Annotated in this window: 20 protein-coding genes and 1 riboswitch; of the genes, 12 read left to right on the top strand and 8 right to left on the bottom strand. The window is 42.8% G+C overall.

Features of this window, described 5'->3' with window-relative positions:
• The first annotated feature begins 14 nt into the window (after window positions 1-14).
• Window positions 15-5,012, top strand: a complete 4,998-nt coding sequence (locus M3183_RS04245) for an Ig-like domain-containing protein (protein WP_251466812.1) — start codon at window positions 15-17, stop codon at window positions 5,010-5,012.
• Between the two features lie 1,760 nt (window positions 5,013-6,772).
• Window positions 6,773-7,126 carry a hypothetical protein gene (locus tag M3183_RS04250; RefSeq protein ID WP_251466813.1) on the top strand — a complete coding sequence of 118 codons (354 nt, stop codon included), beginning with the start codon at window positions 6,773-6,775 and terminating at the stop codon, window positions 7,124-7,126.
• Between the two features lie 126 nt (window positions 7,127-7,252).
• On the opposite strand, the gene M3183_RS04255 is transcribed toward M3183_RS04250, so the two are convergent.
• A complete protein-coding gene (locus M3183_RS04255) occupies window positions 7,253-7,684 on the bottom strand; it encodes a YwpF-like family protein (protein WP_251466814.1) in 432 nt (143 codons plus the stop codon).
• Window positions 7,685-7,925: 241 nt separating this feature from the next.
• Between M3183_RS04255 and M3183_RS04260 the strand changes: the two genes are divergently transcribed.
• On the top strand, window positions 7,926-8,648 hold the full coding sequence (locus M3183_RS04260) for a single-stranded DNA-binding protein (RefSeq protein WP_251466815.1): 723 nt from the start codon (window positions 7,926-7,928) through the stop codon (window positions 8,646-8,648).
• The gene (locus M3183_RS04265) at window positions 8,638-8,862 is read left to right on the top strand and encodes a hypothetical protein (RefSeq protein WP_251466816.1); all 225 of its coding nucleotides are present in this window, start codon (window positions 8,638-8,640) and stop codon (window positions 8,860-8,862) included. The genes M3183_RS04260 and M3183_RS04265 overlap by 11 nt, the downstream gene beginning before the upstream one ends.
• A 478-nt stretch (window positions 8,863-9,340) precedes the next feature.
• On the opposite strand, the gene M3183_RS27410 is transcribed toward M3183_RS04265, so the two are convergent.
• Entirely contained in the window at window positions 9,341-9,526 is a 186-nt protein-coding gene (locus M3183_RS27410) for a helix-turn-helix domain-containing protein (protein WP_396953694.1), read from the bottom strand.
• A gap of 167 nt (window positions 9,527-9,693) precedes the next feature.
• On the opposite strand from M3183_RS27410, the gene M3183_RS04270 reads away from it, so the two are divergent.
• Both M3183_RS04270 and M3183_RS04275 read left to right on the top strand, forming a co-directional pair.
• On the top strand, window positions 9,694-10,110 hold the full coding sequence (locus M3183_RS04270; RefSeq protein ID WP_251466817.1) for a hypothetical protein: 417 nt from the start codon (window positions 9,694-9,696) through the stop codon (window positions 10,108-10,110).
• A 197-nt stretch (window positions 10,111-10,307) separates the two neighbouring features.
• Complete coding sequence (locus M3183_RS04275) at window positions 10,308-11,450, top strand: 3D domain-containing protein (protein WP_251466819.1); 1,143 nt, start codon at window positions 10,308-10,310, stop codon at window positions 11,448-11,450.
• Between the two features lie 823 nt (window positions 11,451-12,273).
• Here the strand turns inward: M3183_RS04275 and M3183_RS04280 are convergent.
• The 3 genes from M3183_RS04280 to M3183_RS04290 all read right to left on the bottom strand — a co-directional run bounded on the left by M3183_RS04280 (window position 12,274) and on the right by M3183_RS04290 (window position 17,977).
• Window positions 12,274-15,186, bottom strand: a complete 2,913-nt coding sequence (locus tag M3183_RS04280; protein WP_251466820.1) for a DEAD/DEAH box helicase — start codon at window positions 15,184-15,186, stop codon at window positions 12,274-12,276.
• Window positions 15,187-15,424: 238 nt separating this feature from the next.
• Entirely contained in the window at window positions 15,425-16,018 is a 594-nt protein-coding gene (locus M3183_RS04285; protein WP_251466821.1) for a YdeI/OmpD-associated family protein, read from the bottom strand.
• A 339-nt stretch (window positions 16,019-16,357) separates the two neighbouring features.
• Entirely contained in the window at window positions 16,358-17,977 is a 1,620-nt protein-coding gene (locus M3183_RS04290) for an SWIM zinc finger family protein (RefSeq protein ID WP_251466822.1), read from the bottom strand.
• Between the two features lie 284 nt (window positions 17,978-18,261).
• On the opposite strand from M3183_RS04290, the gene M3183_RS04295 reads away from it, so the two are divergent.
• Window positions 18,262-18,465, top strand: a complete 204-nt coding sequence (locus tag M3183_RS04295; RefSeq protein WP_251466823.1) for a cysteine-rich CWC family protein — start codon at window positions 18,262-18,264, stop codon at window positions 18,463-18,465.
• Window positions 18,466-18,503: 38 nt separating this feature from the next.
• Here the strand turns inward: M3183_RS04295 and M3183_RS04300 are convergent, their stop codons facing one another.
• The 3 genes from M3183_RS04300 to M3183_RS04310 all read right to left on the bottom strand — a co-directional run bounded on the left by M3183_RS04300 (window position 18,504) and on the right by M3183_RS04310 (window position 19,712).
• Window positions 18,504-18,644, bottom strand: coding sequence for a hypothetical protein (locus tag M3183_RS04300; protein ID WP_251466825.1), 141 nt, complete (start codon window positions 18,642-18,644; stop codon window positions 18,504-18,506).
• Window positions 18,645-18,724: 80 nt separating this feature from the next.
• Complete coding sequence (locus M3183_RS04305) at window positions 18,725-18,865, bottom strand: hypothetical protein (protein ID WP_251466827.1); 141 nt, start codon at window positions 18,863-18,865, stop codon at window positions 18,725-18,727.
• Window positions 18,866-19,244: 379 nt separating this feature from the next.
• Window positions 19,245-19,712, bottom strand: coding sequence for a Gmad2 immunoglobulin-like domain-containing protein (locus tag M3183_RS04310; protein WP_251466829.1), 468 nt, complete (start codon window positions 19,710-19,712; stop codon window positions 19,245-19,247).
• Window positions 19,713-19,857: 145 nt separating this feature from the next.
• Here M3183_RS04310 and M3183_RS04315 point away from each other — a divergent pair, with 145 nt between their 5' ends.
• From M3183_RS04315 to M3183_RS04335, 5 genes are all read left to right on the top strand, one after another.
• A complete protein-coding gene (locus tag M3183_RS04315) occupies window positions 19,858-20,973 on the top strand; it encodes a M20 metallopeptidase family protein (RefSeq protein WP_251466831.1) in 1,116 nt (371 codons plus the stop codon).
• Between the two features lie 69 nt (window positions 20,974-21,042).
• Window positions 21,043-21,141, top strand: a riboswitch (purine riboswitch).
• A gap of 58 nt (window positions 21,142-21,199) precedes the next feature.
• Window positions 21,200-22,192, top strand: coding sequence for an adenosine deaminase (gene add / locus M3183_RS04320; RefSeq protein ID WP_251466833.1), 993 nt, complete (start codon window positions 21,200-21,202; stop codon window positions 22,190-22,192).
• A 185-nt stretch (window positions 22,193-22,377) separates the two neighbouring features.
• Window positions 22,378-22,755, top strand: a complete 378-nt coding sequence (locus M3183_RS04325) for an SET domain-containing protein (protein WP_251466835.1) — start codon at window positions 22,378-22,380, stop codon at window positions 22,753-22,755.
• Window positions 22,756-22,888: 133 nt separating this feature from the next.
• Entirely contained in the window at window positions 22,889-23,677 is a 789-nt protein-coding gene (locus M3183_RS04330; protein WP_251466838.1) for an EAL domain-containing protein, read from the top strand.
• A 601-nt stretch (window positions 23,678-24,278) separates the two neighbouring features.
• Entirely contained in the window at window positions 24,279-25,115 is an 837-nt protein-coding gene (locus M3183_RS04335; protein ID WP_251466840.1) for a sulfurtransferase, read from the top strand.
• Window positions 25,116-25,133 lie beyond the last annotated feature (18 nt).

The following is a 25,133-nucleotide window of genomic DNA, read 5'->3' on the forward strand; positions in this document are numbered from 1 at the left end:
GGGAGATAGGAGAAATGATCAAGAGGAGAATATCGCCGGCTATGGCGTTGGCTATGGTGGTGCTGCTGGTTTCCGCGCTTGTGTTTGGTACGAAGGCTCTTTCGAAAGACAGCGCCAAACGATATATCGTCTTTCAAGACGACCGCTGGGACCTCGAATCCAGCGAGCAGCCAAACTGGATTACCAATGAAAGCACCATCCATTTCAAGGTAGATTTAAGTGAGGATTTTGAAAAAATTCAAGCCGAACGGGCGGAGGAAGCGGCGAAAAAACAAGCCGCCCAAACAGAGAAAACTGTAGATAATTCAACAGGGGGTCCCGCAGAAGAATCTGCAAATAATGAAAATCCGGCAAGCAGTTCAACTAAAGATTCAGCAGCCGGTTCAACTGAAAATGCAACAAGTGATTCAACAGAAGACCCGTCAAATACTGAAACAAGCGGTTCAACTGAAGAACCATCCCAAGATGCAGAAGAACCGCCTGCTTTAGAGCAGCCTTTCGATATCCAGGCAAACGGGAAAACTATTACGCCGCAAAAGCCTGCAGATTTCAAAGGAATATATGATGTCTCCATTCCGACAAAGGAAGACGGGGATGTTAAAGTCACCATTACGTTTCATAAAGACAACAGCTGGAAAATTCCTGAAATGTCAAAGTCTTTTACGATTAAGCAAGACACAATCAAACCGGTTGTCGATGTCGAGACACATTTTCAGGATAAGCTATTTACAGATGGTGAATTTACTAAACAACCTGTCAGAATGAAGATTTATGTAAGGGACGAACACTTCAAGCCGGGGACAGATACCATCTCGATTGAAAAAGATGATACCCCATACCAGCTGGAAACACAGCCAAATTGGAAAAACAACACTGCCCTTTTAACATTTGCCAATACCGGTGATTATAAGGTGACCATTAAGGCAGCCGACACGGCTGGCAATGTAAGTGACGCGCAAGTAGTTACATTTGGGATTGTCCAGCAAGGCCCTAGTGTGAAAATTACCAACACTGGAAGAGACGGTTATTATAATGACTCTGTTGAACTGATGGTGGAAAATCAAATCCCAATTTGGGGAGCAACCGCTGAAGTTAAGGTTAACGGAAAGCCGGAAAGTGTGACAAAGAATTTCACGGTAAAAGGCAAAACAGCGACCTTGAATCTTAGCGGCGATGGCGTCTATCAAGTCAATGTAACCGTAAAAGACAGGAAAAATCCTGACGGGGTGAATCTTGGCGAGAACCGTTTCACGATTGATACCAAGAAACCTGAACTTGGATTCGGCGGCCTAGGAAACGGAAAGGTTTATAATGATTCAAAGATGCTCGCAATCAGCGTAACCGACACAAATGCAGATGAAAATGCGACCTTATTAAAAGTCCTCCACAATGGGCAGGAAAAGGTTTTTTCCGGCAAAGAGGCCTTTAAAAAGATGGAGCTGAAAGACGAAGGGAATTATCTCCTGCAGCTGGCTTCTACCGACAAGGCAGGGAATACGGCAAATGAAGAAATGTCGCTGACAATTGATAAGTCTAACCCAGAATTAAACATTTCCGGTGTAGACGAAGGTCAATTTTACAATACGAAAAAAGATGTCAATTTTACAGTGAAAGACTTAACATTGGATGTCGGTCAAACCGTATTGAATGTGCTGAAAAATGGCGAGGCTTATAAGAAGGAGATTCCGTTTACGGCCTATCCGGATAACAAAGCCAAGGCTGCTTATACATTTACCGAAGAAGGCAGCTATGAGTTGCAACTGGTATCGACAGACAAAGCGGGGCATAAAGAAGAAACAGCACGCAAATTTACGATTGATGCCACCGCACCGGACATTACCATTTCACCGGTTGACGATGGAAAGGAATATAATACAGAGCAAAACGTAGCGGTTTCTGTCAGCGACCTGCATTTGGATCAATACCAAGTAACGGTGAAGAAAAACGGCGAAGAAATCAAAGCCAGTCCGCTGAAGCCTGATGGACAAACAGCTAAGTCTGAGCAGGTGTTTAAAGAGGACGGCGTCTATGAAATTCATGTAGCGGCACGCGATACGGCAGGCAATAGGAAGGAAATGACGAAAACGTTCACGATTGACAGCGGCGCACCAGAGATTGACTTTTCAGGTGTAAAAGATGGCGTGCATTATAACAGTGATAAAGTCGGTGTCACCATTTCCGTTGACGACCTGACATTTAAAAAAGATAAAACCGCTTTGGAAATTACCCGTAATGGGGAAAAAATAGAACCAGAGCTAAAATGGTCGATTAAAAATGCAATTAAGTGGATGCTTAAAGGGGAATTGACGCTGCAATTTAAGGACGAAGGCGTTTATCACATCAAGGTTTCCTCTGAAGATCATTTTGGCAAAAAGAGTTCAAGTGAAATTGGCTTTACCATTGACCGTACCGCTCCAAAGGTGAACATCAGCGGCATTGACAACGGCTCCTATATTCAAAATGGACAGACTGTCATTTCCGTGGATGAAACCTACTATCAAACGAACAATGTTCAAGTGACGGTAACAAAACACGGTAAGGAAGAGAAAGTGCCGTTTGACAGCAAGGCGGAACACTCCGAATTGACGCTGCCATTTACCGAAGATGGCGATTATGTCATCAAGGTGGCTGCTGAAGATAAAGCCGGAAACAAAGCGACAGTTCAAACGATTGCGTTCACGGTCGACACCGTGAAGCCAGCCATTCAAATATTAAATAAAGCAACCGGCGAACAGATGAAAAATAATGCCTATCACAGCAAAAATCAAGACGTTTCCATCGTGGTAGATGAACATAATTTTTCAAATAATAATGTGAACATTAACGTCACGGCGACCAATACGGTTACAAATGAAAAGCGAAAAATTAATATAGGCGAATGGCAAAATAAAGGCGAAACATCAAAGTTAAGCTATGAATTTAAGGATGAATTCGAGTACACCATTACGGTGGATGCAGCTGATGCGGCTGGTAACAAAGCCGATACCCAGTCCGTCACCTTTACGGTTGACCATACCAATCCTGAGCTTTCCATTGACGGGATTGAGGACAACCACAATTACAAGAGCCAAGGGGCGGTCTTTACCGTCAGAGATACAAATATTGATTTAAACGAGACGAACCTTAAGGTAACCCGTAATGGGGAGCTTTATGCAATCGGCGATTTGCAGCAGGTCTCCAAAACGAAGGGCGAGCTCAAATTTCACTTTGGAGAAGAAGGAAATTATGTGGTGAAACTGGATTCCACCGATAAAGCGGGACGCAAAACAGTTCATGACCCGATTTCGTTCATTATTGACTCAACCAAACCGGTTGTAAAAATTGAAGGGGTCGATCATAACTCCTTTAATCCAAAGTCGAAAAATGTGACCATGTCAGTGGAGGAGAAAAATTATCAGACCAACCATGTGTCACTTTCCGTCACAAAAGACGGAGCACCGTTTGGAATCGGTACATTTGTAACAGACAAAAAACCGTTATCCAAACACAGCTACAATTTTTCAAAAGATGGTTTGTACACGATTGCCTTGAAGGCAGAGGATAAGGCAGGCAATGGTCCGGTCGAGGTCAACCGCACGTTTACAATTGATAAAACGAAACCTGCGATTGATATTACCGGCGTGGACAATGATGCTTACTACAATGTCGACAAACCGGTGAGTGTGACGATCCGCGACGTTAACCTGGATGTGAATCGGATTACGGTAACAAGAGATGGAACACGTTATGCTGCCGGAGGTTTTGGCGTGAATGGCGATACCGCCTCACTGCGTCACAACTTTAGCAAAGAGGGGCTTTATCACATCACAGTGGAAGCTACCGACAAAGCTGGCAATAGTTTTTCAAAGGAAATTCACTTTACGATTGATAAAACCAAGCCGGTGATTACACCGAAAATCAAAGGTACTAACCACGTGATAAAGAACGGCGAGTTTATCAACGAAATTTTCACACCGGAGTTCGCGCTGGATCAACGGGATGACAGCATTGTTTCAGTTGAATTGAATGGAAAAAATGTCGGCCGGACAGCACCGACTGCATCAAAAGAAATGAAATATGATTTCAAGGTGCTGGCAAAAGATAAAGCCGGCAACGAAGCGACCATTTCCGTCAGCTTCACGCTTGATACGACCAAGCCAAACCTAACCATCACAGGTGTGTTAGCCGGATTTTTCAAAAATAACATTTCGCCGATGGTTAAGTATTTTGATAAATATTTAGATAAAGGCAAAACATCCGTCACTCTGAACGGCCGTCCTTACGAAAATGGCATGACCCTTAAGAATGAGGGAGATTATGTTTTAAAAGCGGTCGTAACAGACCTTGCGAAGAATGTCAGCTCGAGGACGATTGTGTTTACGATTGATAAAACCGCTCCGGCAATCAAGTTCAACGAGCCCATTTCGAATAAGTATTTCAAAGAAGACTTGATTCCTAAGCTGTTAATCAAAGACTTGAATGCCTATGACATCATTTCACAAACACTGGACGGCGAAGAATACCGCCTGGGCGATCCGATTACTTCTGAAGGCAAGCACGTACTGTTCTTCGAGGTGAAGGACAAAGCTGGCAATATTAAAAAATTAAGCGTCGAATTTATCCTGGATAAAACGGCGCCGAAGGTTATCTACGAAGGCGTCAAGAGTAATGAAACGTACTACGACTCTGTTCGTGTGGCGGTTCATGTAGACAACCCGCAGGATAAAATTAAGTCCATTTTGGTAAACGGCCAGCTTGTGAATTTTGACAAAACCGTCGATAAAAATGGCACTACGGTATTAACAACCAAACTGTCAGAAATCAGCCCGTACCGCATCCAAGTAACGGCTGTGGATGACGCTGGCAACGAAACTAAACAGGAAATACCGTTTGAAATTGCGCAAAAATCAGCACTCGTGAAGTTTTCCGAGAACAAGCCGCTGGTAGCAGGCTCCATTTTTGGATTAATCGCCTTGATTGGCGCAGGAACCGTGGTCGCAGTTCGAAAACGCAAAGAGGAAGTAGACGAATAAGATTATTTTTGAAAAACCGGAACGGGTATTGTGGCCTGTTTCCGGTTTTTTTGCTGTTTATGGGGATTTGCGGAAATCTTTGTGGAAATTGCAGATATCTTTGTGGAAACTGCAGATATCTTTGTGAAAACTGCAGATAAAATTTGAGATGGGTGGGAAAATATCAAGGCATCGGGGGTATGAAGGACAAAATAGCTGTGTAATGACGTGGAACTGTCTTTCATCGATGGTATGAAGGACAAAATAGCAGCAAAATGAAGTGAAACTGTCTTTCATCGGGGTTATGAAGGACAAAATAACAGCAAAATGAAGTGGAACTGTCTTTCATCGTGGGTATGAAAGACAAAATAGCAGCAAAAATGATGTGGAACTGTCTTTCATCGTGGTTATGAAGGACAAAATAACAGCAAAATGAAGTGGAACTGTCTTTCATCGTGGTTATGAAGGACAAAATAACAGCAAAATGAAGTGGAACTGTCTTTCATCGGAGGCATGAAAGACAAATAGCAGGAAAATGAAGTGAAACTGTCTTTCATCGTGGTTATGAAGGACAAAATAGCAGGAAAATGATGTGAAACGGTCTTTCATCGGGGGCATGAAAGACAAAATAGCAGGAAAATGAAGTGAAACTGTCTTTCATTGGAGGCATGAAAGACAAATAGCAGGAAAATGAAGTGAAACTGTCTTTCATCGTGGTTATGAAGGACAAAATAGCAGCAAAATGACGTGAAATTGCCTTTCATCGGGGGCATGAGAGACAAAATAGCAGCAAAATGAAGTGGAACGGTCTTTCATCGGGGGCATGAAAGACAAATAGCAGGAAAATGAAGTGAAACTGTCTTTCATCGTGGTTATGAAGGACAAAATAGCAGGAAAATGATGTGAAACGGTCTTTCATCGGGGGTATGAGAGACAAAATAGCAGCAAAATGAAGTGAAACTGTCTTTCATTGGAGGCATGAAAGATAAATAGCAGGAAAATGAAGTGGAACGGTCTTTCATCGGGGGCATGAAAGACAAAATAGCAGCAAAATGAAGTGAAACGGTCTTTCATCGGGGGCATGAAAGACAAAATAGCAGGAAAATGAAGTGGAACGGTCTTTCATCGGGGGCATGAAAGACAAATAGCAGGAAAATGAAGTGAAACGGTCTTTCATCGGGGGCATGAAAGACAAAATAGCAGGAAAATGAAGTGGAACGGTCTTTCATCGGGGGCATGAAAGACAAAATAGCAGCAAAATGAAGTGAAACTGTCTTTCATCGAGGGTATGAAGGACAAAATAGCAGCAAAATGAAGTGAAACGGTCTTTCATCGAGGGTATGAAGGACAAAATAACAGCAAAATGAAGTGGAACTGTCTTTCATCGGAGGTATGAAGGACAAAATAGCAGCAAAATGATGTGGAACTGTCTTTCATCGTGGGCATGAGAGACAAAATAGCAGCAAAATGACGTGAAATTGCCTTTCATCGGGGGGATGAGATATAAAACATCAATAAACTGCTGCAAAACTGTCTTTCATCAACATATACAAAGTGTAAATTTACACCACTCCCTTTTTTATCCGCAATTTCTTCAGACTTATCCACGAATTACACCCGTTTTTCCGCGAATCAACCTCACTTATCTGCGAATCCAAGTAAAATATCCGCGTATCGCAAAATCAGCTCTCGAAACTATCCCACTGTAAAAAAGTTCTAGCAAGATTTTTCAAATGACGGGGAAGATATACTTGTAAAACACATTTGAAAGGAGCTTTCCCATGAAAAGAAAACTTTTAATGATGCTCGCTGGTTCTGTGCTTTCAGGGATTTTGTTAGTGGGCTGTAATAATGATAATAATCAAAATCCGCCGCCGCCAAATGTAAATAATCCGACAGATACCAATTTTAATCCTAACGATAATAACAACAATGATATGACACCGGATAATAACAATAACAATGATCTCACACCAGATCAAAATGATGTCATCAACGATAACGATCATTATTCTCCGGCAGAGGACAAAAATACGGATACTGACAAAGACCCTGGAAAAGATAGAAATACCAAGCAAGAAGATATCATTGAGGATGATATCGACGTAAACGACCGCGATAATAAGGACGAATAAAGTGAAACTTCAATCATTGGGAGCTTTTTTCACCCACTGATTTAGTTCCATTCAAATGACTCTAATAAAGCAGATTAAAAAAAGCATGGGGAGGTTCCAGATTCCAAAAGAACCGCTCCATGCTTATTAATTTTTTACTTTAATTTTCGGCTTGCTTTTCATTTTTTCTTTGAATTCTTCGAGCAGTTTGTGACCCTCAAGGCCCATTTGCAATAGATTGTCGAGCAGCAGCTCGGAGTAATCGCTTTTATTACGACGGAGATGACCTTCTAATAGGACACTAATGTGATGATCAAATTTTAGCAGGGAGCAAATTTTCGTTTGAAAATAAGCAGGGGCATTTTCCTTTTTGGTGATTTTGGCTTCGACAATAATTTCACGTTTTTCTGAAAATATTTTATAAAAATAATCATATAGATCTAAATCGGTATATGCCTCAAGCAGCCAGGTGTAATGTTCATCCTCTTTGTTAAGGACCAACCCATCTGTCAATGGAACTTCAACAGATGTTTCACCATCCTCCAAAACATCCAACGAGAACAATTTAAACGTTTTCATCGACACCCTCCTGTCTTTTTCCTCATTATAGCATATGTCTGTTAAAAACAAATGTCGAAAAATCTTTGTCGAACTTTGAAAAAATCATTTATTAATCACTGTAATAGGTTAAATTTTACAAAAGCGTTGAAAAAATCTCATTTTCAAAAGTCTTCACTACTTGAAAAGGTGAAAATTGCGATTTTACAACCATCTGGCCTCAGAGATATGATGGATTCATCAAACGAAAGGAGTTGAAATTTTGATAAATCAAGTTACGCTTGTTGGCCGATTGACGAGGGATCCAGAATTGAGGGCAACACCGGAGGGAACTTCGGTGACACAGGTGACCCTGGCTGTCAACCGCGGTTTTCGTAACCATAACGGGGAATTTGACGCGGATTTTGTTCAATGCACCCTCTGGAGAAAGGCAGCGGAAAATACGTGCCATTATTGTCGAAAAGGATCGCTTGTTGGAATTACGGGGAGACTGCAAACCCGTCATTACGACAATAGGGATGGAAAAAGAGTGTATGTAACTGAAGTGGTCGCTGAATCAGTGCGCTTCCTTAGTTCCACCAGGCCGCAGCCATCTGGCGGTGATTCCCAGTCCAGCAGTAGAGAACGGTATAACCGGGCTGCTGAAACGATGGCTGACAACGCTGGACGGCAAGGTGAGGGGAATTTGCAAAGATCTGTGAATCAATCACAGTCTGCATCAGGGAGCGAATTTCAAGGATCAGTAACAGGCGGTGCCCAGCAAGCCCCAGCTATGGAATCACGAACCACATCCGGCGGACCTAAGCTGACATCATCATTTGGTGCATCGTCTGCCACAGGAGGACAAACCCAGAAGGCCTCCCCTGGACCACCGCCTTTTACAGGCGAACAGTCGTTCAATGGTGCAGATTCACAGGAAAGATCAGCAGATTGGCACATAAATGATGCCGGGCAAAAAAAGGAGGAGAGAGAGCTTGCGTTTTAATGAAAGGGATACCGGCAACTTAGAGCAGCTGCTGGAGAGCTTGATAAAAATGGTAGGCAAGTCCAATAAAAATGTAGATAGTCTGCAAAAGCGTGTCAGCCAGCTGGAATGGCTGATAAGGGAGCAGCAAATCGAGCTAAGGGAACGAGGCCCCATCAAAATTTACTCCAAGCGTCCGCACAAACCGCATGAAAAGATTCCAAATTATTATTGAGTGAGCCCAATTTCCTCTTATTAATTGCCCCATTAGATAGAGAATCAACCAAGTCCCCGCAAGTTTCCTCATAATTGATGTTCCGGCAGACATTTGTTTCTGTCGGACTTTTTTTAATATAGAGGGGGAGGTGTTCCAGTTAAAATGATGAAAAAGTTACCGATGCATGTATAAAATTCCGCGAGCTGGGCATTCTTTTACTAAAACCCCCCTGTTTTTTTAAAAGAAGCCGCTGATCTCGTGTCAGCGGCTTCTTCGATGTTACATTCTATCTCTATGCGAATGGTTTATACGATAGCGTGGATGAAGGATGCCTACCGCTCAGGAGTCATTAAATGCAGTTCCACAAAAGCCATTTTTACATCCTCATAATCTCCTAGCAGCTGGTTAATCCAGTCAAAGTCTGGATCAGCAGGACTTTCACTCGTCACATAACCATTAGAGTAATTTTCTTAGCCCTTATTTCGATTAATTTCATCTATATCGACCGTATATATATCTGCAAATTTAGCAAAGTTTCATCGCCAGGAATCGACTTTCCCGTATCATATCGGCTAAAGCCCGACCGATGGAGATTAACCATTTTGGACAGTTTCTCTTGAGACCAGTTTTGTTTACCGTACAGCATGCGTAACTTTTCGACAAATGACATCCTTTTCACCATAACTTAACGGGAAAAGATTGCTTAGAGTTTGAATGTGTGCAATCTGTACGCTGCATGTTGTGAAGAGTGGGTACAAACGGAAAATTGCCGGGGAAATATGGAGGAAATGGGAGAAACATATTGAATAATTGATGATTGTGTAACATTTTGTCATTTGGAGGGACCTTATGGAGCATACATTTATTTTTATCGGAAAAAGAATGAAAGAGAAAGGTTGGAAAGTTACAAGCAGGCCTGGATTTTACGATGCACTCCAGTTCACATATCCAACACAGCAAAAGGTTAATTCAGCAGAATCATCCTATCAGAGCATTCCGCTGCATTCAGCGAACATTACCTGCGGCAGCTCAGAGAATACCATCTATTTTACCTTTCACAACGGGAAACTTCGGATTTTTACAGAAAAAGCAGAGCTGTCAGATCATGACATCTATGATATCTTCAGCAGCCTTCTTCTTAAAGAGGGAAATAAAGTCAGCTATCTAATCCAGCCGCCAAAGCGAAAAAGCAGCAAAATTAATAGGAAAAAAATACGGACCACATTCAAAGCAAAGACACTAGCAAGAGAAAATTACGAGGCTTGAAACGATTGATTTAGGTCAATTAGGACGATGGTAACATGAAATGATGTCTTTTTATAGGAAAAAAACATCATAGACGAACCCCTGTCATACCGCATTTTTACCGCAATTATGACGAATTGTGATAGTCTTTTAATCTATTTGTAACATAACTGGCATATTATTTTGTTATAAATAGACTAATAAGGAGGGGGAAATGTATGCCAACGAGAGTAAAGCGTATAATTCTCATGTTACTTACGGTCTTAGTTTGTGCGCCGGGCACCCTGGTCACACATGCACAAACTAACAATGAAGCATTAAATAATGCAACACAAGAGCTGCAGAAGAAACAAAAATTAGTAGAACAAAAGCAGCAAGAAAGTCAATCCGTAAATCAAGAAATAGCGAAAATTCAGCAGGAACTGCAATCTTTACATAATGATATTACAAAGAATCAAGAAGAAATGGCTGCAGCAGAAGATAAGATCGCTGCCGTTCAAGAGCAAATCGAAAAGAAGAAGCAAGAAATTGTCGTACTAGAGGACAAGATTCTTGGACGTAAAGATATTATGAAGAAGCGGGCAATAGCTCTTCAGCAAAATGATTCAGTGGATATGATTATCGATATCTTTTTTGAATCCGATAGTATTTCTGAATTTATTCAGCGTGCAAGCGCCGCATCTACTTTAATAGATGCAGATAAGAATATTCTAACCGCACAGAAAGCAGATTTGCAGCAAATCGAAGAAGATAAAAAGGCCATTGACGAACAGGAACAGGTTTTGGAAAAAGAAAAGAACAATCTTGCAAAACAACAGCAAGAACTAAACCAAAACATGCAAAAGAGACAATCAATCTTAACTTCCATGCAAAATAAATACGAACAAATCGTGAAGGAAATGCAGCTAGCCGAACAGGAAAAGGCCGGCATTGCAGCAAAAATGAAAGACATTCAATCAAAAATCAAACAAGAAGAAAATACGGTTAAAACGGTAGCAGCGAAGAAGCCTGCTGTAAAAACGACAGCAGCGCCTTCAGCAAAAAAAGACCCTAAGCCGGCAAAGGCAACTAGTAACGGGAAAGAAATGTATGTAACAGCAACAGCTTACACACCATATGATTCCGGCACGGTCACAGCACTCGGCTATAACATTAAAAAGAACCCGAACATGAAGCTTATCGCGGTTGACCCCAGAGTCATTCCGCTTGGAAAAAAAGTCTGGGTAGAGGGCTATGGGACAGCCATTGCCGGTGACACAGGCGGTGCCATTAAAGGCCATAGAATTGATATTCTGAAACCAAGTAAAAGTGCTGCCTATCAATGGGGCAGAAGAACAGTAAAAGTTATTGTATTGAATTAAAAGACGGCTCCGGGGTTTCCCCTCGGGCCGTTTTTTACATTGGAAGGCAGTACAGCGTAAAGCAGGTTGTTTTTTTTAAAAGTTCTTGTAATCATATCTAGAGGACTCACTTTGATATCAATTAAGAAATAATTTTTTATAGAAACCCTCTATGGGGCCAATATTACTTTAAGGGTTAAAAGTTGTTCTAAAGAGCACGCGCTATGGCCAAAAATTCAACTAAACAGTAAAAAGAAAAGAATCCCATAGAGCACGCCTAAAAGACAAAACTAGCTGCAACCTAAAAGAGTCTCAAAGGTACCATCTATGGGACAAAAACAAAATGATAATCATAGAAAAGGTCTATGGCTCAGAAAAATAACCAAAACCCCCAGCATGCCAAAACAAAAAGAAGAATACAGCCCTCTCGAAGATGCCTTACGGCTAAAATAAATGATTATCCCACAAGAGTGATGCAGACGATTCATTCATATATCGGGTGTCGCTATGTCTGCATATCGCCTATCGCTATGCCCGTATATCCGTATATCGGGTGCCGCTACGCCCGCATATCGCCAGCCGCTATACACAATCAGTTTCAATATTCCGCAACTATCCTACTGTTTATTCCTAACTAACTAGAGCCAGCAAAACCAACACAGGAATTTCTAATGGATATGGTACACCTGGTGACATATCCAGAGGTAAGGATTTGTAAGGCGTTGTATCACATATACGAAAGCCCTCGAAAACACCTTTTTCCAGTTCGATTTATCTTATTTAAAAAAAATGCCAGGCGCCATGTAAAATTTTCTACATGGCGCCTGAGATCTGCAATGAACCATCATCCCAAATAAACTAAATCTTTCAGCTCTTCGGTAGACAGTTCCGTAATCCAGTTTTCACTTTGGATAATTTGATCATTCAAAAATTGTTTTTTCTCCAGCATGGCGTCGATTTTTTCCTCTAAAGTGCCTGTACAGATGAGCTTGTGCACGTGAACGAATCGGGATTGCCCAATCCGGTAGGCACGGTCGGTTGCCTGGTTTTCAACGGCGGGGTTCCACCAGCGGTCATAATGAATGACATGGTTTGCGGCCGTCAGATTCAACCCGGTTCCTCCTGCTTTCAGGGACAGCAGGAACACCTGGAACTCCCCGTTCTGGAACCGTTCAATCATCGTATCACGATGCGACTTCGACACACTTCCATTCAAAAACGGCACTTCGACAGCAAATTTCTTTTTCAACACACTTCGAATCATTTCACCCATTTCAAGGTATTGTGTAAAAATCAGACAGCTTTCGTTCTGTTCCAACACGGCGTCCACAAGCTCAACCAGCTTCTCCAATTTATTCGAACGTTCCAGGAGCACGCGTGCAGCTGATTTTTCCTTTAAATAAAGGGCGGGGTGGTTGCAAAGCTGCTTCAGCCGGCTGAGCATTTGTAAAATTAACCCCTTGCGTTCAAAGCCAGACAGCTGTTCAATTTGAGCAAACGTATCATGAATCAGCTGTTCGTACAGTGATGCCTGTTCTGCTGTGAGCGGACAGTATTCCTTTTGCTCCAGCTTATCAGGAAGGTTCAGTGCTACTTCCTCATCCTTTTTCGTACGGCGCAATAGGAAGGGACGGATTAATGCTTGCAACTGCTGGATTTTTTCCTTTTTCTCATCTTTCTCAATGGGAACAATGAACTTTTTCTGGAATTGTCCCAGGCTGCCAAGATAGCCATGATTGGTAAAATCAAAAATGGACCACAGCTCGGACAGGCGGTTTTCCATTGGCGTTCCTGTCAAAGCGATATGATGGCGGCCGCGCAGTCTGCGGACAGCCCGTGATTGCTTTGTCTGGGCATTCTTAATGTTCTGAGCTTCATCAATGGTGATCGTGCCCCACAGCACTGACTCAAAGTCCTCTGAATCCAGGTGTGTCAAGCCATAGGAAGTCAGCACCACATCGACATCCTGCATTTTTTCAGTGAAGGATTCACCCTTCAAGCGGTTCGGCCCATAATGTAAATGCACATCCAGCTCAGGTGCGAACCGTTCCAATTCTTTCTGCCAGTTCCCCAGCACCGATGTCGGACAAATAATCAACGCTGCTTTCACTGGAATCTTTTCAACAGCATCCGCATCCTTTTTCTTCCTCCGGGACTTAGTTTCGGCCGCCGTGCTCGAATCCACTTCATTAAGGGCGTCAGGCAAAGACTCTTTCACCTTCAGCAAATAAGAAATGAGCTGAACGGTTTTTCCAAGACCCATGTCATCGGCTAGGCAGGCGCCAAATCCGTATTGCCTCAAGAACCAGAGCCAGCTCATGCCAAGCTGCTGGTAGGGGCGCAGCTCTCCTTGCAGACCGCCAGGCACCTCCACTAGTGGAATTTCATGAACTTCCGATAATTGTTTTATCATCTGTTTCCACTGCCGGTTCAGCTCAATCTGAATTTTTGCAAACGCCTTAGGATTCTCAAGCTCGTCCTCAGCCGCTTCCGCCTCCAAGAGTTCCTGCTCCAGCAGATCACGGACATGCAGACCCTCTTTTTCCGCACGTTTCATCATATCTTGAATCTGCCGGATAAACTGCGGATCGAGCTTCACCCAGCGCCCACGAATATAGACAAGCCGCCGTTTCTCCTCGACAAGATTCTGGAACTCATCCTCCGACAGATCGACGCCGTTCATCGAAAACCGCCAATTGAAATCAAGCATTGCCTGCAGACCGACAAAGGACGGCCTGTGGCTCGAGGACCCTTTCAAAGATGCCTTTACCCGCAAATTGGCATTTTTCATCGCCTGCCACCAGGAAGGAAGAAGAATTTCAACATCAAGCGCCAACAGCGTTTCACTTACTTCTGTTAAAAATAACCACGCTTCCTCCTCGGTTAGTTCCGATTTCAATGCATCCGCATTTTCCTCACCAAGCCATGGAATTAAACGAATCCAGCGAGCCTGTTCACGGTCGACCCGGTCCAAATAAGTTCGCCATTTCGCAGGAATCCGTTTCACATCTTCTGCATCAAAAACCTGATTAGGATTCTTTTTCCCTCTTAAAAAGATATCCAGCGTCCAGCTGCCTTCACCTTCCACTGGTTCATCCAGCCGAAGACCAATGGTAAACGGCGTATCGCTTTCTTTAATACCAACCCATTCAAGCCATGATTCCTCATCAAAATAGCGCGACAGTTCGCTGCCTGAGATATTTTGTTTTTTCAAAAGGTCAAGCTTCGGACCAAACAATTCCTTCATTTTCGCATTACGCGTTAAATAGGCATCGAGTGCCTGGTTGTATAAATCTGAAATGTATCCACGAGCGTTTGCATCCACATTCTCGATATCCTGCTCCCAGAACGACGGGTCAAACTCATCCTTCACCCGTTCCGGCAGCCTCCAGCGGAAATCCCCGTCTTGCTTGCCCCAGACCGAAAAGTCCGGCAGCCAGTCTTTTTCCAAAATTCCCTCATACATCGAGAGGGCGGCCGCCAGACAAATCTCAGCTTCCTCATTCCAGTCCCAGTCGATGAACCGGTTGAACGACTCCTTCGCAAACAGCGATACCAGCTGCCAGCCGTTCACCACCACACCATTGCCGCTCTCTTCCAGCACTGTTCCGAAAAAACTCTCCTCGTGACTGCTGAACACAAGGTTTTTCCAGGTGGAAGGAGGGAGGTCGACTCCGCGCTCATCCTGCGCACTGATGAGAAAGTTACCGTCGTCCAATTGAGTTGTAAGCAATCGTAAAAATTTCGTTCTAAGCATAGTAGGCCGTACTCCTTCTGTAGATGCACGTGATAACAGCATCACCAAAAATCCATATTCCTATATTATACCTAAAAATCAGCAGCAAGAGGAAGGGAGGCATATTGAACCCTCTAACAGGATATTTTGAAGATGGTTAAAAGTTGAAAAAAGTATGATGGTAAGAGAGGAACTTGCTGCTGGTACTCGATATAATTAATAGCACCTCTGATCTAAGGGATATCTTTAATAAAAATAACTAATCATTTAATCCTTTTCCATTGAGAATGTGCTGCATATATTTTTCAACCCTTGATATCCTGGTTTTAGATTGTTTGGGTGATGAAAAATAAAGAATATAGGCACGCTGCCGTCCCGGTGTCAATGCCTTAAAAGCCGTTTTCAAGGCAGGATTTTCATCAAATTTCGTTTGAAGTTCTTCAGGAATGCTGTATTCTGCCGTCTTTTTAAAATTTACTTCCAAACCAGCTTTTTCAACTTCAACAGCTTCATGAATATAGGACTTTAAAATGGGTGCCATTTCCGCTATTTCTTGAACTTGAGTGAATCGAATTTGGCGCGCCGCCTGTACATTCTCTGTTTGCTGAATGAGAACCCCGTGGGGATCCTTTAAAAGAGCACCTTTGGGAAACAAAAGCGCACAATATTCTTTAAATCCATGTATTAAAACAATATTTTTATTCTCAAACGTGTAGCAAGGATGCATCCATTTAAATTCTTCGGTCAGCTCACAGTCAAGAACAATCTCTCTCAACTTCTCATATTCTTCCTTCCACTTTTTCGCTTTACTTAAAAATTCATCGACCTTAGGATTCAATTCACTCTTTGTCATCAAGGAACACCTCACTTAATTTCTTCCGCCTTTAAAAATTCAAGCCAAATCCAGCTGCCGATATATGTTGTTTGTCAATGGAGAGGCTGCTGGTGACCGCTTAATAAATCAAATACTCACCGTAAGATAACACCGATTGCCAATAAGAGGGGGGTATCCGCAAGTAAAAACTCGATGCATAAGAAAATGAGAGTTCTCCGCAAGTAACGGGGTGCCATGCGCAAGAAAAAGGCGCTTTTCCGCAAGTAAAATCCCTTGCGCAGGTATCCGAAACTAAATTCCGCAAACCCGTAACTACCTAACAACCCCTAAGATACCCTTCCAGCAACCCCCTAAAACCTACACAATCAACTTCCCGCGCTCGCACTCCTCATGAAACGCCCGCAGCCGTTTCGTCCGCTCCAGCAGCCCTTCGAAAAAATACTCCCAATCGTCCACACGTTTCAGCTTCTTATACAGCGTCCGCAATTTTTTCAAATGCCGGACCGCCATCCGGTAGCTCGCCCGGTTCTTCTGATTAATCTCACGCTGGGCCGCCTGGTGAAGCATCCCGAGCAGTACCTCCGGCTGTTCTTTTTCAATCACTTTCACCCGATCTTTCGGCAAGTCTTGAAACTCCATCCCGACATATGCCTGGAGATCGCCCCAGCGGTCATACATCCCGCGCTCAAACAGCATATACTCATACTCGCTATAACTATATGGCAGACTGGACAGCAGTGCCCTCTCATACACATCCAGCCGGTGTGCCTCCGATACATACGGCATAATCGCCCGAAGCACCGTCCGCACAAACCCGGTCTGGCCATGAAATCCGCCGGGGAACTCAGCACTATCCAAATACCCCTTCAATTTCGGCAAGGTCACATCAATCCAGCGCCCAACCCGCTTCCACGCCTTCAAGCCGGACAAATACTCAATCCAATTAATAAAATAAGGAAAAATAACTTCATCATTGACCAATTCAACCGTACTCAATGCTTGATCGTCCTCGTCAAGCAGGACACTCAAATGAGCGCAGCCAACCACCAAAGGCAGTGAATTCACATCATCTTCCACATGCTTCAATTCTTGAAGAACCCGCTCGCGCTCAGCTTCCCGCCAAGCTGTCTTTTTAAACAAACCGCTCCACAGCAGGCGGTACAGTGAAATCCGATGCTGCTCAAGCCCGTTCACCACAGTCAACAGCCCAAACGCCTCATCCTGAAGCTTCGCCACAAACTCATCAAAATCAAACGGCAGCGTCTGCATCCCAATCCGGTCCACCAAGTCTTCAGCCTCATCAACTGACGCCTCAAACAAATACCCATAGGACCGCCGCACCGCTTCCGCTGAATGCCCCATCTGCTCATTCAGCACCGCAAGCTTCCGAAACGACACAATCTCCGCGACCAGCTCATACAAAAGTTTCCATTCCTGCTCAACCGGCGCACTCGCCCCAAGCCGCCGCCGGTAAATGCCAAACAGCTCTGACACTACAAATGGATTCGTATGCTTTTTCGCCCCCACAATTGCATCAAAACTCTTTTCAAACGAACTCACCCAGCGCTCATAATCCGGCTTCAACAGCCCGTTCGCCTTCACCAAATCCTTCGCTTTTTGCAGCCCCCAGGCCACGACCGATTTCTTCTCCCGCACAGGCTCACGCCACTCCGTAACCCAATCCGACACACTGCCGACCTGCGCATACGCCGCAAAAAACACAGCCATCTGATGACGGCAGAGCTCATTCAAAGGACACGAACACTCGCTCAAGCCCAAAAACTGCGGATCCAGTATCACCTTCGCCGGCGTCACATCCTCCACCACAGCCGTAATCCCAGTCTCCGCCACCTGCAGCTGTGTCACCAGCCCCTGCCGGTACAACATCAAACCCTTCTGCACCAGCCGCGCATCCTCAGGCGAATTCGCACTCAACAAATCGCGAATCTCATCCGACAACTCCCGCACAAACTCCATCCCAATCACCGACCTCATCGAAAAATCCATATTCTACTATTATACCCAAAAATCCAACCCCAACGGAACCCCAACCCCATTTTTGAAAAATGAAGCCAGAATTGCTCATCGAACTTCGTTCCAGTTGATGAAATCTTTCCAGTCCATAGGACAAGCGGAGGGAGGACCGGCAAAATTCACAGCATTAAAATTTTGCTTCCCAGCGCTAAACACAAGTTTTGAAAGGATTTCTCATAATCTTAAAGAATACATAGTAAAGATAAGAAAGAGGAGGGAGACAGCCAATGACAACCAAATACTGCCCAATATGCGGCGAAGAAAACAAATGTATGTCAGGCGGGGGAAAGCACGGGAATTGCTGGTGTGACGCCGTAACATTCCCGCCGGAGATCTTCGAATTAGTTCCGCTGGAGTACAGAAGAAAAGACTGCATCTGCCAAAAATGTTTAACCAGCTTCATCGAAAAAGGGGAAATTCGTAAAGTCTAAACAGCCAAAGATTCTATTAGCGAACTTAGTGAGTTTTTCTATTCAGCAATAATGTTGATTCCGCGGGTTTTGGCCATGATTCCGCGGGTTTGCTCGTTAATTCCGCGGGTTTTCAAAAGAATTCCGCGGCTTTCCGCGTTATTTCCGCCGAATCCTCCGTTATTTCCGCAAACCCGCAAAAACCAAACCTGCTCTAGCAGCGAAATTCAACGGCCAATTGCGAAATCTGTTCTCTTATTAGCGAACTTGGTGAGTTTTTCTATTCAGCAATAATGTTGATTACGCGGGTACTGGCCTTGATTCCGCGGGCTTGCTTATTAATTCCGCGGCTTTTCAAAAGAATTCCGCGGCTTTCCGCGTTATTTCCGCCGAATCCTCCGTTATTTCCGCAAACCCGCAAAAACCAAACCCGCTCTAGCAGCGAAATTCAACGGCCAATAGCGAAAAATCTATTCTCTTTTTACCGAAATGAATCCCAATTTAGTAAGTTTTTCTATGCGGCAAAAATGCCGATTCCGCGGGTACTGGCCTTGATTCCGCGAGTTTGCTCATTAATTCCGCGGGTTTTCAAAAGAATTCCGCGCCTTTTCGTTGTATTTCCGCCATATTCTCCGTTATTTCCGCGCCCTCCCCAAAAACCAAACCCGCTCTAATAGCGAAATTAAAATGCCAACCAGCGAATTCCCCCAGTCTAGCAGCAAATTCCAGGACTTCATTAGCAAATCTAAAACCGCCCCATTTTAGTAGTAAAAAAACCCGGCAATGAAGCCTGGCTCAAGTTAATGCGGTATCGGAATTTTCAACACATTGATTTTCAATCCATCCTTAGCTGAATAGACGAACAGTTCAAACGTTACATTGTCGCTGGCAATCCATTTTTTATCGAGTGTAATGGTAAAATCCCCCCATGCGGGTGCCCCGTCCGTCTGATAGTGGTCTTCCAACAGTACCTTATCGTTGTCGTAAAGTTTGTATTGGAATCCCCCTTCAAACACTTGTGCCCTCCCGGTGACAACCAGTTGATCTCTTGATTCCTTTACCACGACATGTTTAAATACCTCATTTTGGTAGACCTGTTTATCCGAGATTTCCTCAGCTTCTTCCTTAGCCGGCCCCTCTTTTACAGGTTCGACTGTCACCGGCTTTTCCTCTTTCGATGTTTGAACATTCGAGTCTTCAGGCTGACTGCAGGCGGCCAGCCCCAATGCAGCGATTAGCCCTAGCAGAAAATAAAGAACCTTTTTCATCGAAAACTTCCCCTTTTAGTTCATGTTATGTCTAAGGTAAGCAATATGCAGTCTAAAATTTTTCAACCATTCTAAACTCAAATGGCACTCGAAAGATAAAATCCTTGCTAAAATTAATGAAAGAGTTAAAAAGGGGATAGTGAAATTGGAAAAGAACAATCTTGAAAAAGTCATCCGCCTGCGTCATGAACTGCATGAACATCCGGAGTTATCCAACTATGAAGTGTGGACGAAACAGCATGTCATCCAGTTTCTGGAGGAAAATACCAATCTTGAAATTGTCGACAGGGGGCGCTGGTTCTATGCTGTCTATCATTCTCCTATTGGAAAAAGAAATGTTGCCTTCCGCGCAGATTTTGATGCCCTTCCAATAGAGGAAACGATTGATCTGCCATATGGTTCAAAGTTTCCCGGTGTTTCCCATAAATGTGGTCATGACGGCCACAGTGCCGCCCTTTGCGGGTTGGCTCTCGAAATCAATCAAAAGGGGAGCGACAACAATATCTTCTTCCTGTTCCAGCATGCCGAGGAAACAGGGGACGGTGCTGCCGAATGCACCGAGTTGATCAAGGAAGAAAACATTGATGAAATCTTCGCCTGGCATAATATGAGCGGATTCAAACATAATCATGTGTATGTTACGGACAAAACAGCATTCTGTGCTTCTAAGGGAATGTCGATTTATATGGAGGGGTTGCCTTCCCATGCAAGCGAGCCGGAGAAAGGGAAAAATCCATCCTTTGCGATTGCCAAAATCATCGATGCCATTCCTGGATTCATTGATCCTGCCATCAACCAGGGCATTGTTCTCTGCACCGTTGTTCAGGTGGATATCGGGGCCAAAGCCTTTGGAGTCAGTGCCAGCAACGGCGTGTTACGAATGACCATTCGAGCCCTGTATGAGGAAGAAATGGACAGACTTCAACAAAATTTAGAGAATATGGCACGGACCGAAGCGGAGAAATACGGGCTTTCCGTACGTTTCGAATACCAAGACGAATTTCCGGAAACGGTCAACCGCAAGGAAAGTTCTGACAAGGTGCGCCAGGTCTGCCGGGAAAAAGGGATTCCAATGGTGGAGTTGGAGGAAGCCTACCGCGCTTCAGAAGATTTCGGCCATTACACAAAACTGACAAAAGGATCCTACTTTTTTGTCGGCAGCGGAGAAGATCATCCGAACCTGCACAGCTTCGAATATGACTTTAAGGACGACCTCATTGAAACCGCGGTTGAAGTATTCAAGGGGCTTACTGAAAAATAGACGTTTTGGATGGTAAAATGAACCAAATGGCACCATGTTGACAATCTGCCCGTTTTTTACTATCCTTTAAAAAAACATTCATGAATACTTCGTATAACTCCAATAATATGGTTTGGAGGTCTCTACCAGGAACCGCAATTCCTGATTACGAAGAGAGTACAAGATTTGTATTTTCTTCGTGATCGGGAATTTTTTTATTTTCATGAAAAATTTTAGGAGGTCAAGAATGAACTTTTTAGCAATGCCAAAAATTGAACTTCACTGTCATTTAGATGGGAGCGTTAGGGTTGAAACGATTATCGATATTGCCCGCAAGGAAGGTATCCCCTTACCCTCTTTTGATAAGAATGAGCTGCAAAAAGAACTCATTGCTCCGCTTGAATGCGACTCCCTTGATGAGTATTTAAAAAGATTTTCTCTTCCTAATTTGGTGATGCAGTCCAAGGACAGTTTAAGAAGAATTACGTTTGAGTTATTTAAGGATGCAGCAACGGAAAATGTGAAATATTTAGAAGTCAGATTTGCTCCGCTTCTTCACACAGTAAAAGGTCTTGGTGTGGAAGAAGTGATTCAATCTGTTATAGAGGGAATGAGGGAGGCTGAAAACTGTTACGAAATAAAGGGAAATATCATCCTGTCCTGTATGAGGACGATGTCTGTAGAAAGCGCCTTTGAGGTGGTTGAAAAGGGGAAGAAGTTCCTTGGAAAAGGAGCAGCGGCAATCGACCTCTGTGCATCAGAAGAAGAAGGGTTTTGTAAAAGATTCGTAGAACCGATTCTTTTAGCAAAAGAATATGGTTACAGAGTCACGATTCATGCAGGTGAAACGGGAATTGGGAAAAACGTGCTGGAGGCTGTTGAACTGTTGGGCGCTGAAAGAATTGGACACGGAGTATTTATAAAAGATTGTGCGGAGGCTTATAAAATTGTGAAAGAAAGACAGGTAGTGCTTGAAATGTGTCCAACGAGCAATGTCCAAACAAAAGCGGTTCACCAATATGCGGAACATCCGATTTATAAGTTTCATCAAGATGGAATAAAAGTGACCATTAATACTGATAACCGAACAGTATCTGATACAACTATGGCAAAGGAAATCAATCTAGTGAACAAAGAATTTAATCTAAGCGAAGAAGATTACCGGCAAATGTATGTAAATGGTGTAGAAGCATCCTTTGCCGACCAAGAAACGAAAGAATGGTGTTTGGCCCAATATTAGAGGGGGATTTACAAAAGGAGTGCTGCTTTGTATTTAGCGCTCTATTTTAAAAAACAAAAGGGCTTTTAACTTTAGCGGCAATTTGCAGAATATTAGAATGCAGGATAAACTGGTAGAAGATACTGAAATATGACAAGATAGGTTTTTCTTAGAAAGAAAATTTTAAAAGTGAGCAGGTGTACAATATGATTGAGATAAAAAAATCTCCATTAAGTGATGGAGAATTCAATAGAGGGGTCTTTGCTACATGTGAAATCAAAAAAGGAGAGCTTTTACATGAAGCACCGGTCATTTCTTATCCAAATGACCAGCATCAATACATTGAGAAAACCTTACTCGCTGATTATGCGTTTGAGTATGGGATAAATCATACTGCTATCCTTCTAGGTTATGGAATGTTGTTTAACCATTCTTACGAGCCGAATGCCATTTATGAGATTAATTTCGACAATCACACATTTGATTTCTATGCGTATAGAGATATAAAAGCAGGAGATGAGATTCTAATCAATTATAACGGCGATGTTGATGACAAAGAACCACTGTGGTTTAATAAGGACTAAAAACGAGAGCTTACAGGCTCTCTTTTTTTTGACTAACCAGCCTTGCTTTTTAAAATTTTGCCCTTCCAATAGGTCGACTGAGTTAATCAAGGAAAATCGAAGAAAAGATGAAGTATTGTACTATAGAAGGTTCATGGAGTTAAAAAAAATTATCGACCATCATCAATTAGATACTTTTTATCAGCCGATTGTTGAACTTGATTCTGAAAGGACGATTGGCTATGAGGCTCTAAACCGGCCTGCAGCATCTTATTTATTTCCAAACACCGAAATCTTTTATGATTTTGTCGGTCAAACCGATCAAGTTTTCTTATTTGAATGTTTTTGCAGGAATATTTCACTGAAACGGTTTATGGACCGCTTGAAAGGGAATTTCAATAAAAAAGACTTTGTGCTTTTTATTAATATCCATCCACATGTTCTGATGGATGCCAATTATCATAGCGGGGAGACGCTTCAGCTCCTGCAGGAATTTGATATTGAACCAGGGCAGGTCGTTTTTGAACTGACAGAAAAAAGTGCGGTCACAGACTTTGAACAATTTGAAAAAGTGCTGTCCCATTATCGTTCGCAAGGTTTCCGAATTGCCGTTGATGATGTCGGTTCCGGCTATAACAGCCTAAAAACTCTTATTTATCTAAAGCCAGAATTCATTAAGCTGGACCGTTCTCTGATTGACTTCATCGATAAAAGACCAGAACAGCAAAGACTGGTGTCCTTAATCGTTGACTATGCCAAACAGTCCCATATAAAGATCATTGCGGAAGGCATTGAACGGATGGAAGAGCTGGAGTATATAAAAAAACTGGGTGTAGATTATGCTCAAGGCTACGCATTAGGAATGCCGCAGCGGGATATTCAACGCGGGATTTTACCGACAAATTTACTTGCAATGCAAGAACCATTGCATGATGTCAGTTGAGTTCTAGGAATTCAATTGAAGAAGAATAGATTCCAAAAGATCGCCAGTAGAGTCGGTCTTTTTTGTCACTGTTTTACATAAAAGAGTTATTTTTCCTGCTGGATGAGAGTTTCCTATACAAAGACTTTCGCCCCATCTAGAAGTCAGATTAACAGGTAAAAGATGCGATTACTTGGCAAGGTTCACTCGTATTTGCATGGACTACTGGATTTATCGATATGAAACTATAGGAGAATCTCCTATGATGGACAATGAAACTAGATTTAACTCTAAAAGTAAATGATAAAATTGTTAAACTTCAAGAATCGGGTGCTATCCTTGAACAGGGATGAGCACCATTTTTCATTTTAACGGCCAGATGCTTGCATACGTTTCAAAATCAGATTAGATAATTATGTTAAAATACGGGGGTATGGTAAGGATGGTTATTTTACTAACAGCGGGGTAGAAAAAATATTCTCTTTTAGAGTTTCCACTCCCTGCCATGGGTTTATTTAGCAATATAAAAATTAATAAAGGAAGTTCGGTAATTCGAACTTTTTCTGCGCGTGAAAAAATTCCTTGAAGAATCAATATTCATTTTTAGAAAGGTGGATATACAATGCATTTTAAAAATCAGCATAAGTTACTTTCACCTGTCGAGCTTATGAGACTTATTGAGGGTCCTGGACAAATGAATCAAAAAATGATAATTGTCTATGTTGGGCTTGGTAAACAAACGGATGATAAGGACGGATTTATTCCGGGTTCCATTTATCTTGATATCAATTTAATAGAAGGCGGACCATTGTGGAATCTCGTTTCAATGGAACAACTAGGTATTATTTTACATAAATTAGGTATTTCTAATGAAACTACAGTGATACTTTACGGACAACAAATAATGGCTTCCGCTCGAGCTGCGTGGGCATTTATGTACGCAGGTCTAGAAGATGTTCGTTTGGTGAATGGAGGCATCCATGCATGGAAAGCCCTTGGATATGATGTGGAAGAACAACCTTCGATCCTACGTGTAAACGAAGGCCCCTTCCCCCGTTTAAACCCGAAATCACATTATCTTTCGACAAGAAGTGATGTGGAAAAAAGCTTATATGATCAAGACTCTATTGTAGTTGATGTTCGCAGCTGGAATGAATATACAGGTAAAACCACGGGGTATGATTATATGAAAGAAAAGGGGCGCATCCCAAATTCCGTATGGGGTTACGCTGGTTCTAATCCATATCATATGGAAGACTTTGAAGAAAAAAGCGGAGATCTGAAAAGCCTTAAAGAAATAAGGCGATTATGGGAGAAATCAGGAATTACCCCAGAAAAAAAGATCATTTTTTATTGTGGTACTGGCTGGAGAGCTAGTGAAGCATTCTTTATTGCTTATCTAATGGGGTGGCCTCATATCAGTGTATATGATGGTGGTTGGATGGAATGGAGTCAGTAGAAAAAGGAGGTTTGTTCT

The organism is Neobacillus mesonae, from assembly GCF_023715155.1.
GTDB lineage: Bacteria > Bacillota > Bacilli > Bacillales > Cytobacillaceae > Neobacillus > Neobacillus mesonae_A.